The organism is Aquimarina sp. AU474, from assembly GCF_900312815.1.
In the GTDB taxonomy this organism is placed as follows: domain Bacteria; phylum Bacteroidota; class Bacteroidia; order Flavobacteriales; family Flavobacteriaceae; genus Aquimarina.
In genome coordinates, this window is the sequence record NZ_OMPE01000005.1 from 189,160 (window position 1) to 201,243 (window position 12,084).

Sequence of the window (12,084 nt, forward strand, 5' to 3'; positions counted from 1 at the left end):
AAATCAACTGGTAATAAAAGACTTATAATCTGGAACGGAGTATTATTTAGTTGACCAAGGTATTCCTTTATATCTAATCAATTTTCGGTTTTAATCGAATTACAACTAATCTTCAATCTTATTTTTATGCTTAAAGCAATAAATCTTACCAAAACATATGGTAAGCATCAAGCACTTAGTCAGTTAAATTTATCCGTCGATAAAGGCGAAATTTTTTGCTTACTAGGTCAAAATGGTGCAGGTAAAACGACAACAATTAACCTCTTTTTAGGATTAATAAAACCTACGAGTGGTGAAGCATTGGTTAACGGAATCACTGTTACGCCAAATAGTAGTAAAACCACTAAAATGATTGCTTATATCCCTGAAATTGTACAATTATATGGGAACCTATCTGGTATTGAAAACCTAAATTTCTTCAGTAGATTAGCGGGTTTTAAATACACCAACAAAGAGCTTTCTGACTTTTTATCAAAAGCTGGACTACAAGAAAACGCACATCAAAATAAGCTATCCTCTTACTCGAAAGGAATGAGACAGAAAGTCGGTATTGCTATCGCGCTCTCAAAAAATGCAGATTACATTTTTATGGATGAACCCATCTCAGGTTTGGACCCCAAAGCCACACTTGAATTTACCAAAATCTGCAAAGAATTAAGCAACGATGGTAAAGCTATTTTCATGGCTACTCATGACATTTTTAATGCAGTAAGCGTAGGAACCAAAATTGGCATTATGAAAGAAGGACAACTAGTTCATACTTCAAACACCGATACTATCAATGCAACTCAATTACAAGATTTATACTTAAAAACTATCTAAAAACAAATCAATTAACACACAATGAAACTTTTTAAATTATTACCCACACTTTTATTTATACTATTTGGTTGTGCCACATTCGCACAAGTAAAAGTAACAGGAACCATCGTCGATACCGAAAACACTCCAATAATTGGAGCTACAATTTTATTAAAGAATACCGAAAATGATTTTGGAAAATTAACTGATAAATCTGGACAATTTGAAATAGATGCTCCTTCTGGAAATTACAACCTAGAAGTACGATATTTAGGATTTCAATCGTATAAGAAAAGTATTGAAATTAGCGATAATTCAACATTTGATGTAGGAACTATTCAATTAGAAGAAGGTACCGAACAATTACAAACTGTCGAAATTGTCGGTCGTGTAAGAAAAGATTATAATAGTGATTATTCATTCTCTGCCACTAAAGTAGCTATTAAAAATAAAGAATTACCGCAAGCAGTAGCTACAGTAACCAAAGAGCTTATTGCAGATCGACAAGCGTTTCAGTTGCCAGATGCTGTAAAAACAGTAAGTAATGTTGCGATTACAGGTTTGTACAACCATTATAACATACGTGGTATTACTCAAGCTGATGATGGACAAATACTTAACGGTATGCGTACACGCCAGTACTACTTTTTACAACCTATTACCTCTCACCTTGAGCGTGTAGAAGTTATTAAAGGCCCTTCATCAGTAACATTTTCTAGCGCTGATCCTGGTGGAACTGTAAATATGGTAACTAAAAAGCCATTAACTGAAAAGCGTAATGAAGTTTCAGTCTCTGCAGGTAGTTTTGGAACATTAAGAGCTACCGCAGATTTTACAGGACCATTAAACGATTCTGAGACTTTGTTATATCGTTTCAATGCAGCAATTCAAGAAGCCGGTTCTTTTAGAGATATTGTAAACAACAATGCTATTTTAATTTCTCCATCTTTAAGTTATATCCCTAACGATAATACATCACTTAATGTAGAAATGATTTATAATAATGCTGATGGTAATTTGGATAGAGGGCAACCAATTTTTGATGCTGTTGATGATAATTATAATCCAAACAGTACAGCACTTACTTTGAATCCAGGAGCAATTAATGACTTTTACAAGACCAAAGAAATTATATTTATGACAAGTTTTAGTAAAAAGTTTACTGAAAACTTTGGATTCAACGCTCAGTATATGAAACAAACCTGGGATGAAGATTTACAAGAACATAGAGCAGACGCATTTCGTCAAGCTTATGATATCGATGGAAATGTCGTTCCTAATCTTATAGCAATGAGATATGCAGAAAGACAACAAAATTGGAATACTGATAATTTTAGCGGCTATTTTAATTATGATATCAAGACAAATAACATTACTAATAAAATACTAGTTGGATATGATGCAACACGTTGGAAAAGAAATATAGGTGGAGCAAATAGTTCAAGAAATTATTTGTTAAATGATGGTTCTACTGCAAGATTTAGACCTGGAACAAGTGATCCAAATGATTTTCAGCAAACAGCAGATGGACTATTAGTTCCTGCTGTACCACATTTAGATTTAACCAATCCTTTTAACGGAATTAGAAATACTAACAATTATGTGCTTTCACAATTTGAAATTCCCGCAAACCTAACAACCTCAGATGGTATCTATATTCAAAATCAATTTAAGATTGGGAAATTCTCAGCTTTACTAAACTTAAGATATGAGTGGTTCACAGATATTTTTGATTATGATGGTAGAAATGAAGAAGAGTTTAAAACCAATGCTATTGTACCTAGACTAGGTTTAACTTATGAAGTTACTAAGGATATTAGTGCGTACGCTACTTATCTAGAAGGTTTTCAGCCACATACAAATACGGTTTCATTATCTCCAACTGCTGAAGGTTTCTTTTGGGCTGCTTCGCCAAGTAGATTTGACCCATTAGAAAGTAGCTTAATAGAAGTCGGTGCTAAAGGAGAATTTTTAAATGGTAAAATATTTGCAAACATTGCTTTTTTCGAAGTCACTCAAAAAAATATTATCCTTGGAGACATATTTGATCCAGATAACTTAACAACAAGAGGTGAACAACGCAGTAGAGGTTTTGAAATGGATATTTCTGGGTATATTTTACCTAATTTTCAACTTATAGCGTCTTACGGTTATAATGATGCTGAAATTGTAGAAGATTTTATAGAAGATTTTGTTGGAGAACGAATTGGTGGAGCTCCAGAGCATAACGCAAACTTTTGGGGACGTTATGATTTTATGAATAAAACCTTAAAAGGTATTGGAATTGGTTTTGGTGCTCAATATATAGACGAGAGATATACTTGGTACAATCCCTCATATAATACTGCTAGAGTATTATTGCCCGAATACACGGTATTTGATGGGGCTGTATATTACAAGCCAAATAATACAAATATGCAGTTAACACTAAAAATAAACAACTTATTTAATGACACGTATTGGTTAGGTGGTCTAAGTCCTTCTAGGTTAGGACCGGGTGCACCAAGAAATATTTTGTTAAATGCAACGTATATATTTTAACACTAAGTAGTAACAAATGAAATGGACTAACGTTCGGTTATTCGCAATGAACTTTTGGCACAATGCGACTACACTAAAAACTTTTTATTTCTTATATCTAATTTTTATACTACTAACAGCTTTTGCGGCTGTTAGTGGTATTCAAAATCATATCACTCAAAATGATATCCGAGAAGAACATCAAACCAAAGCCAGACAAAGTTGGGAAGCAAACCCTGATAAACATCCGCATCGAATGGCTCATTTTGGAACTTTTGCTTTTAGAATAAATGCTGCCTTAGGAATCTTTGATTATGGATTAGAAAGCTTTACAGGAAATACCGTTTTTTTAGAAGCCCATCGACAAAACAGTGTAAACTTTTCTGAAGCTACTTTTTCAACAGGTATGTTACGATTCGGAGAATTAAGCTTATCGTTATTATTACAATTAGTACTTCCATTAATCCTATTTTTTTTAGGATTTTCTAGTGTTGCAAAAGATCGACAAAATGGAACGCTTAAAATGTTATTGTCACAAGGTGCTACCTGGAAAGAGATTCTATTCGGAAAATCCATAGGGCTTTTTACAATTTCTATGCTATTTTTTATTCCAATTTTTTTAGCAGTAATCATTGCTCTTTTGATATTTGGGCAACAAGCAGCTAATGATTTTCTTTGGTTACGGTTGCTATTAATAAGCTGTGGATATTTATCTTTTTTATTTATCATATCTTCCATAACCATTATAGTTTCTGCAAGTACCGGTACTTCAAAAAATGCCTTACTTCGACTATTGGGTATCTGGTTACTATTGGTCGTATTATTACCAAAATCTGCCCAAGCCATGGGAAATTATTGGTTTCCTACGCCTAGTAAATTAGCTTTTCAATCCGCTATTGAGAAAGAAGTAATTAAGAAAGGAGATAGCCATAACCCAAATGACCCTCACTACAACAATCTAAAAGATTCTGTATTAAGTGTTCATAATGTTAATAAGGTAACAGATTTACCCTTTAATTATTCGGGTTTTGTAATGCGAGAAGGAGAAAAAATTACATCTTCCTTATATAGAAAACATCATAAGAAGTTGATCAATATCTATAAAAGCCAAAATGATATCACTCAGTTTTCATCATTTATCAACCCTTTTATAGCTATCAAACAGTTATCAATGACAATGTCTGGAACAGATTTTTCCTCCTATATAGATTTTCAGAACCAAGCCGATAATTATCGCTATCAACTAGCCCAAACTATGAATGAATTACAAATGGAATATATAAGCCCCAAAAAAAAGAGTGGTTCTGAAGGAAAAACCCATGTAGTAAATCATGAACATTGGGAAGAATTTAAAGATTTTAACCATCAACCTATGGCTTTTTCTAAATCAATAAAAGAAGCTTTTCTTGCATTGATTTCTATAGTATTATGGATACTATTTACCTTCTGGTTATTGTTATTCACATCAAAAAAAGCAAAGGCAATATGACAACATTTAAGTTATTTTTACAACAGTGTATAAGATCCAAAGAGGTCTGGATAAGTTTATTGCTCATTACTCTTTTAGGTATAACAAGTATTATTATTGGCAACAAACACCTTAAAAGACAGCAAGATGCAATTGCCGAAGTGAATACATATCAAGCACAACATTTTGATCGACAAGTAGCACTTCATAATGAAGACCTAGGATTGTTACTGTATTATGCAAAATTTGCCTACATAAACACCTTAAATCCATTAGCTGGATTATCCATTGGTCAAGCAGATGTAAATCCTACAGTAAAACGAATTACTATTAAGACTTTTGAAGCACAAAAATATGATACCGATTTAGTGAACCCAATGAATTTGCAATCCGGTAATCTGGATCTATCTTTTGTAATCATTTATCTATTTCCCTTATTAGTCATTGTATTATCTTTTAATGTACTTTCTGAAGAAACAGAAACCGGTACTTGGCGATTGGTAACTATCCAAGCGAGATCCAAATTAAGGTTTATTATTTCCAAGCTTTTAATCCGATTAGTCCTATTGTATGTCATACTAATGTTTCTTTTTTTCATAGCAAAACTAGTTCTCAACTTAACTTTCAATAGTAACTTTTTTTGGATGTTGGGATTATCTATGCTTTATACCCTATTTTGGTTTACACTTACTTTTTTCATCATTATATTTAAGAAATCTTCTGGTTTTAATGCCTTATTACTTTTGTCGGTTTGGTTGATATTAATTATTCTTTTACCAGCTGGAATCAATGCATATGTATCCTCCAAACACCCAGTACCAGAAGCCTTAAGCACAGCAATAGCACAACGAGATGGATATCATACTAAATGGGATACCGATAAATTAGCAACCATAGAGAAGTTTTATAAGCACTATCCTCAATTTAAAAAATATGGATACCCTACGGATGGATTCAACTGGTTATGGTATTACGCCATGCAGCAGATGGGAGATGATGACTCAAAAAACCAACAGGAAGCTCTAAATGAAAAGATAAAATTACGTGAAGAGACCAGTAGACAGATCGCATCCCTAATTCCAAATATGCATTTACAACTTGTTTTTAATCGATTATCTGGAACAAGTATGAGTCAACAAATGGATTATCTAGATGCAACTGATGCATTTCATGAAAAACTAAGATTGTTTTTTTATCCAAAAATATTTGAAAAACAACATGCGGATATTATCGATTGGAACCAATTTACTCCAGAATATCACGAAACCACGTCTGATGTATCTCCTGTACAAAGCATGATACCAATCGTAATTGCGTCAATATTTATGATTTTGATTTCTATACCAATGATAAGACGATTATGACACGGAATCATTCAAAAACCTAAGGAATACGACCAATATTCATTATAGTTTCACCCTTATTGATAGGTGGAGTACCTATCATATAAAGAATCATTCCGTTTTGTTCTGCTTTAATATCTTCTAATTTTTTACCAAAAAAATTAGTAATGTAACCGACCAACTCTCCTTTTTTAACTAAATCACCGGCTTTTTTTTCAGTATAGAAAAGTCCGGTTGATTTACTTTTTATGGTAAATCGTTTAGCTATGATTATTGGTTTTATTGAAGTAGATTGTTTCTTAGAATCCATCATCTGTAAGTGAACCAATAGTGATAACATTCCATTTACGATTCGATCAGTTTCAGTTTTATCAGGAATACCCATTCTCCCACATTCAATATCTACTGATGGTATCTTACGATGAAAAGCTTCTTGCGAACAATACAAACTAGGCTTTTTAAATCTTTCTTTGGGGATATTAAAAATGATCGAATAATCATACCCCATTGCCAACGCCATATCTCGTCCTTTTTGAGAAACTTCTGGAAATGCATCACTATGATACCATGCATTATAAGGTCGTAAATCTTCTGGAGCATCACCTGCGTGCATATCCACAAAGAAATCAGATCTTGCTATTATTTTGGAAGTAATACTGTGCGCAAGTCGCTCCGTTATAGATCCGTTTGGTTTTCCAGGAAAAGATCGATTTAGGTTTTTACCATCTAAAGGATTTAAAAATGGGCTCCTACCTAAAAATGCAGGCACATTGGCTATTTGTACTAGAATAATAGTACCAGATAATTGTTTAGGGTCAATTTTTTGATTCAATTGTTGAGCAGCCAATATTGGTGGATACTCGTAGCCATGGATTCCTGCAGTTATTCCTAATACTGGTCCTGATTTTGAACCATGAAATACGGTTACAGGAATAAAAGTACTATCCTTTTCACTGATAACAGGTATCTCAAAATGATTTTTGGTTCCTGGTTTAATAGATGTATTTAAGAAAACAAAAGGCTGTTGAGCTAGCACAAAATTACAAGTAAATATAATTGTACATAAAAAAAATATGGGTTTTATCATATGAATAAAGGTAACTATACTTTACTACATATGGTAGTCTGTATTTGGATTTTTGACATTACATTTAGTATTCTAAATATTCAATCATAATTCATCAATTAAAAAAGCATTACCGAGAAATATTTGTTTTTTAAAACAAACAAAATAAATGTATGCTGCACAGTGCCGTAATACAAAACCCTCTATGTAATCCACATATTTCTAGGGCAATAGTACTGACAAATATCATAGTTTACAGATAATTTCATGGTTACTTTTGGAATATTAAAATCAATTCCATGAAAAATATTCTATTACCAACTGACTTTTCTCCAAATTCAAGAAACGCTATTAATTATGCAATGGAATTCTTCAAAAAGGAATTGTGTACGTTTCATATTCTTCATGTACAAAAAGTATCAAATTACACCTCTGACGATCTAATGGCAGCTCCTGCCAATACTTCCGTTCATCAATCGGTAATTCATGAAGTAAAAGAAAAACTTACCGTTTTAAATCAAGAATTACAGAAAAAATTTGATCAAGAAAACTACAGTTTCGATACACATGTAGATTATGATGTTTTTACCGATGCTATTAAACAAATCGTAAAATCCCAAAACATTGATCTTATTGTTATGGGAACTAATGGTGCTACAGGGTCTAAAGAAGTTATTTTTGGCAGCAACACTTTGCATGTAATTCGTAAAATTGATTGTCCTGTTTTTATCATTCCCGAAAATTATGCATATAAAACTCCAAAAAAAATTCTGTATACAATCGATTATAATGATAACTTTACTACGTCGGGCATAACACCTTTAACAGATCTATTAATTAAGCACAAAGCTTCATTGAAAATTTTAAAAATCAAGGAAGATGAGACTATTACTATTTCAGAATTTGATGATAAAAAAAATATGAACGTTTTTTTTAAAGAAATAAATCATACGTTTCATACTATTACAAATGTCCCTACTACGCTTGCGATAGAGAGTTTTGTACAGATTATGAATATCGATATTAATACAATGTTTGTTAAAAGGGAGACATTTCTTGAACGTTTTTTTTACGGCTCGAAGACTTCAAAAATAAATTATGGAACCAGAATACCTCTACTCATTATGCATAAGTCTTAAACGTAATAAAAAAACATGACCTCAGCAATTATTCTTAGTATTTACATCATCATAGGAATAATCATTGTAGGAAGATTGTTATTATATGGTATGCGACCTACCAAAACCTTAGGGTGGCTACTCGTCATTTTTACAATCCCAGTTGGAGGCATATTACTATATCTATTATTGGGTAGGAATCGTAGAAAAAACAAATTATTCAAACTACAGCAAACTGATGAAATCATTTCATCTCTGAATAATGAAAAACTATTAGCTTCTCCCATTAAACAGAAAGATTACAAAGAACACATTAAGGTAATTAAGCTTATTGTTCAAAACTCTGGTTTTATTTCATCTTCAGGAAATCGTCTTAAAATTCTTAAAAATGGCAATGCTACTTTTACAGCAATATTTGAGAGTCTTAAAAAGGCTGAAAAATTTATTCATCTAGAATATTACATCTTTGAAGAAGGCAGATTAGCAGATAATCTTTTTCAACTCTTTGAGATAAAAGTAAAAGAAGGTGTTGAGATTCGTATTTTATATGATGGTATTGGTAGCAGGCATCTTAGCAATCAATATATCCAAAAATTAAAAAATATAGGAGTAGAAGTTTGTAGTTTTTTACCCATTAGATTTGGGAAATTTTTGTCTTCATTAAACTACAGAAATCATCGCAAAATCATTGTTATAGACAATAAAATTGCATTTACAGGTGGGATTAATGTTTCTGATAAGTATGTAACAGGAGATTCCTATTTAGGAATATGGAACGACATGCATTTGCAACTCGAAGGCCCTATTATTCATAGTTTACAAGCTATCTTCATTATGGATTGGAATCTTATAAATAGTACCACTCCCCTCCTCGCTTCAGAATATTTTTCTCCAGTTATTGAAATGGGAGATATTGCTGCTCAAATTGTTCATAGTGGTCCCGATGAAGATTTTTCGGCAACTCAACAACTGTATTTTTCACTTATAAATGAAGCCAAAGACTATGTATATATTACAAATCCTTATATCATTCCTGGCGAAGCTATATTAGAAGCTCTAAAAGTGGCCGCTTTAAGTGGTGTTGATGTGCGATTATTACTCTCGGACAAATCAGACAATTTTATTGTACGTTGGTGCGTAAGGTCATATTTTGAGAGTTTACTCCAAGCTGGCGTAAAAATTTATTTATTTTTAGATGGTTTTGTACACAGTAAAACCATAGTAGTAGATGACACAATTTGTTCGATTGGTACAACTAATCTTGATATTAGGAGTTTTGAACAAAACTATGAAGTAAATGTGGCCATTTATGATGATGACTTTTCTATAGCGCTTAAAAACGATTTTATATCTGACCTTAAAAAAGGATATCAACTCAACTACCAAAAATTTATCAATAGACCTTTGAAGGAAAAATTAAAAGAAGGAATCGCAAAAATCTTTAGCCCTGTCTTATAAAAAACTTCAAGATTGTTGGGTATTATAAATCAATACCTTCATAATAGAATTCGTCTTTAGCAATTTTAGTAATTAGAAGTTTTTGTTCTTTGAGCGCCCAAACAAGTATTTTTATGTAATCCCCAACGGCTTTTCTTATATTATCAGGTTCTGTAACATCAATAGCAGCTTTCCAAATTAACTCTCTTTCTTTATCCGGGCAAATGCAATATAATGATGTTTCTGCGTGATATACTTCATATTCTTCGTAATACTCATCATACTGATAGATCTCCTGAGATTGATAATAATCATCTCTAAACGTTCTAGAATTGTCATCAAAGTTTCTGTACGCCTGTGCCATAGTAACTCTATCTTCTACAGCGAGTACTTTGGAAAGTAATATAGCATCAAAACCAGCTTGGATAAGTCTATCTTCTATTGCCTTAAGATCTTCTTCTGTTTTTGGAGAATCTGTGAAAGACTTTTCAAAAAAATCAAGACTCCTTTCTCCTGATACTCCATTCTTTTTTAAGACCGAAACAAGTTTTCTTTCAAATACCTTTCTTCCTTCTGTATCTGCAGTCATACCTATTACCAAAACTTTATTTGCTTCGAATGTTTCAATATCCGGATTTTTCCAATTTTCAACCAACTCGCTAGATGTACAACTTGTACATAAAACGATTAACACAAGGATATATAAATAAGGCTTATTCATTTTTTATTTATTATTTGATTAAGTTGATTTACTACTATTTTTGTGTAATCTGGTACTTTTTCGATAATCGATTCTCCAGAAATCACATCGATATCTTTTAAAGTAATATGACTACTCCCAACAGTGGATAGAACAATAATTTTCTCCAATTGATCCGGATAATTTTTAATGAAATTTTTTATGTTTCTTGGTGGGCTTCCGTACTCCCAAGAATTAATGAATATCATTGCATCCCATTTATCAAGATTTATGGTAAATAATGTATATACATCTACTACCTTAAAATAAATTGTGTCCTTTTCATAAGTCCTTAGAATTTCTTTAACCAAAGAATCTTTAAACTTACTACCTTGAGAAGCTATCAAAACTTTCGTATTCAATCTGGGGTTATTTAATTCGAAAGGAATTACAGTATCCATGGAATACGTATACTCGTACCAAATCCAAAACCCAACAAAAAGAAGTACAATTATGAACGTTATTTTTTTTATTACTTTAATCAAAATATCTTATTATTATTTTTAATTACGTTCATTGATTAAGTTATCCGTATTCCTATACACTGCCCTAATACTTTACTAGTTTTAAAGAAAATAAAGAAGGTAAAATATACTCCCCAAAGCTATTTTGCCTTCTTGAATCGAGATTAATCAATTTCTATTACTTTTTTGGGTTGTTCCTTTACCTCTTCTTTTTTCAGGACATTAAGAGTCAAGATCCCATTTTTGTATGCAGCTTTAACCTCTTCATTCTGATCTACACTTCCTGGTAATTGTATCTTTCTATCAAACGAATTATAGCTAAATTCTTTGCGCGTATATCCACTCTCTTCTTTTGATTCTTCCGTATCCTTTTCGGCACAAATATGCAATACGTCCTCTTCTATAGTTACTTCTATGTCTTCTTTTGAAAATCCAGGAACAGCAAGTTCTATTTCAAAATCATCCTTGTGTTCTTTTACATTCATCGCTGGTAATCCTCTTTCTTTTAGAAAAAAATCATCTACAAAAAAGTTATCCGTATCGAGATAATTTGCAATGGTATCATTGAACCAAGGAAATCTGTTTCTATTAAATTTAATTAATGACATAATGTTTAGGTTTTAATTATTAAAATTTTCTTTTAAACACTTTAAATGTACTTTCTTCATGGAAAAAGAAAAATGACTTTCATCAGTTTCCTTAAATTTTACTACTTCATCTTATTGTTCTTTAGAATTCCCCCAGTATACCCAAACACTTCAGATTTTAGCATACGAAAGCGTTTATAGAAATTACTAAAATGTTTCTTTAATATTTCATGCTCTTTGTAATAATAATGATCACAAGAAATTGTATCACATTCAAAAACACCACTCAATTGATTTTCATGTTTTTGTATTTCTTCATGAAGCTTTTCTTTTTGTTTTTCTATATTTTTAATTTCTAACTTAAATTCTTGCAATCGCTCAAAAAGATTTGGAGTAGTTGGTTCAAACACATAGGAATGTAGTAGTTGATTAATAAACAACATCTCCTCTTCTATAAATTGGAGGGTTGATTTCCACTCTAATGCATCAAAATGCATTTCTTTTAAATCCTTTTCTTTACTATTTGATGATATAACCATTT

At 31.8% G+C, this 12,084-nt stretch carries 11 protein-coding genes; 6 read left to right on the forward strand and 5 right to left on the reverse strand.

Annotated features, from left to right (window positions below; all coding sequences use genetic code 11):
- The first annotated feature begins 126 nt into the window (after positions 1-126).
- From DK508_RS03650 to DK508_RS03665, 4 genes are read left to right on the forward strand one after another with little or no spacing between them, the layout of a single operon-like run.
- Positions 127-822 (forward strand): ABC transporter ATP-binding protein, encoded by a 696-nt coding sequence (locus DK508_RS03650; RefSeq protein ID WP_109299387.1) that lies wholly within the window; start codon positions 127-129, stop codon positions 820-822.
- 21 nt (positions 823-843) lie between these two features.
- Positions 844-3,342 carry a TonB-dependent receptor gene (locus tag DK508_RS03655; protein WP_109299388.1) on the forward strand — a complete coding sequence of 833 codons (2,499 nt, stop codon included), beginning with the start codon at positions 844-846 and terminating at the stop codon, positions 3,340-3,342.
- A 16-nt stretch (positions 3,343-3,358) separates the two neighbouring features.
- The gene (locus DK508_RS03660; protein ID WP_200831836.1) at positions 3,359-4,810 is read left to right on the forward strand and encodes a DUF3526 domain-containing protein; all 1,452 of its coding nucleotides are present in this window, start codon (positions 3,359-3,361) and stop codon (positions 4,808-4,810) included.
- Positions 4,807-6,153 (forward strand): DUF3526 domain-containing protein, encoded by a 1,347-nt coding sequence (locus tag DK508_RS03665; protein ID WP_109299592.1) that lies wholly within the window; start codon positions 4,807-4,809, stop codon positions 6,151-6,153. Before DK508_RS03660 ends, DK508_RS03665 begins: the two co-directional genes overlap by 4 nt.
- 19 nt (positions 6,154-6,172) lie before the next feature.
- Here the strand turns inward: DK508_RS03665 and DK508_RS03670 are convergent, their stop codons facing one another.
- The gene (locus DK508_RS03670) at positions 6,173-7,168 is read right to left on the reverse strand and encodes a succinylglutamate desuccinylase/aspartoacylase family protein (RefSeq protein WP_160114551.1); all 996 of its coding nucleotides are present in this window, start codon (positions 7,166-7,168) and stop codon (positions 6,173-6,175) included.
- Between the two features lie 329 nt (positions 7,169-7,497).
- Here DK508_RS03670 and DK508_RS03675 point away from each other — a divergent pair, with 329 nt between their 5' ends.
- Together DK508_RS03675 and cls are read left to right on the forward strand one after the other, a co-directional pair.
- Positions 7,498-8,337 carry a universal stress protein gene (locus tag DK508_RS03675; RefSeq protein WP_109299391.1) on the forward strand — a complete coding sequence of 280 codons (840 nt, stop codon included), beginning with the start codon at positions 7,498-7,500 and terminating at the stop codon, positions 8,335-8,337.
- 15 nt (positions 8,338-8,352) lie between these two features.
- Complete coding sequence (gene cls / locus DK508_RS03680) at positions 8,353-9,774, forward strand: cardiolipin synthase (RefSeq protein ID WP_109299392.1); 1,422 nt, start codon at positions 8,353-8,355, stop codon at positions 9,772-9,774.
- 22 nt (positions 9,775-9,796) lie between these two features.
- Here cls and DK508_RS03685 read toward each other — a convergent pair whose 3' ends face one another.
- The 4 genes from DK508_RS03685 to DK508_RS03700 all read right to left on the reverse strand — a co-directional run bounded on the left by DK508_RS03685 (position 9,797) and on the right by DK508_RS03700 (position 12,082).
- A complete protein-coding gene (locus DK508_RS03685; protein ID WP_109299393.1) occupies positions 9,797-10,474 on the reverse strand; it encodes a hypothetical protein in 678 nt (225 codons plus the stop codon).
- The gene (locus DK508_RS03690) at positions 10,471-10,977 is read right to left on the reverse strand and encodes a hypothetical protein (protein WP_160114552.1); all 507 of its coding nucleotides are present in this window, start codon (positions 10,975-10,977) and stop codon (positions 10,471-10,473) included. Before DK508_RS03690 ends, DK508_RS03685 begins: the two co-directional genes overlap by 4 nt.
- Positions 10,978-11,120: 143 nt before the next feature.
- A complete protein-coding gene (locus DK508_RS03695; protein WP_109299395.1) occupies positions 11,121-11,564 on the reverse strand; it encodes an Hsp20/alpha crystallin family protein in 444 nt (147 codons plus the stop codon).
- Positions 11,565-11,665: 101 nt separating this feature from the next.
- Positions 11,666-12,082 carry a hypothetical protein gene (locus DK508_RS03700; protein ID WP_109299396.1) on the reverse strand — a complete coding sequence of 139 codons (417 nt, stop codon included), beginning with the start codon at positions 12,080-12,082 and terminating at the stop codon, positions 11,666-11,668.
- Positions 12,083-12,084 lie beyond the last annotated feature (2 nt).

Bases quoted from the DNA above. Each gene is read 5' to 3' on its own strand.
- DK508_RS03685 (WP_109299393.1), bottom strand. From the start codon at position 10,474: ATGAATAAGCCTTATTTATATATCCTTGTGTTAATCGTTTTATGTACA.
- DK508_RS03655 (WP_109299388.1), top strand. From the start codon at position 844: ATGAAACTTTTTAAATTATTACCCACACTTTTATTTATACTATTTGGT.
- DK508_RS03650 (WP_109299387.1), top strand. From the start codon at position 127: ATGCTTAAAGCAATAAATCTTACCAAAACATATGGTAAGCATCAAGCA.
- DK508_RS03660 (WP_200831836.1), top strand. From the start codon at position 3,359: ATGAAATGGACTAACGTTCGGTTATTCGCAATGAACTTTTGGCACAAT.
- DK508_RS03665 (WP_109299592.1), top strand. From the start codon at position 4,807: ATGACAACATTTAAGTTATTTTTACAACAGTGTATAAGATCCAAAGAG.
- DK508_RS03700 (WP_109299396.1), bottom strand. From the start codon at position 12,082: ATGGTTATATCATCAAATAGTAAAGAAAAGGATTTAAAAGAAATGCAT.
- cls (WP_109299392.1), top strand. From the start codon at position 8,353: ATGACCTCAGCAATTATTCTTAGTATTTACATCATCATAGGAATAATC.
- DK508_RS03695 (WP_109299395.1), bottom strand. From the start codon at position 11,564: ATGTCATTAATTAAATTTAATAGAAACAGATTTCCTTGGTTCAATGAT.
- DK508_RS03675 (WP_109299391.1), top strand. From the start codon at position 7,498: ATGAAAAATATTCTATTACCAACTGACTTTTCTCCAAATTCAAGAAAC.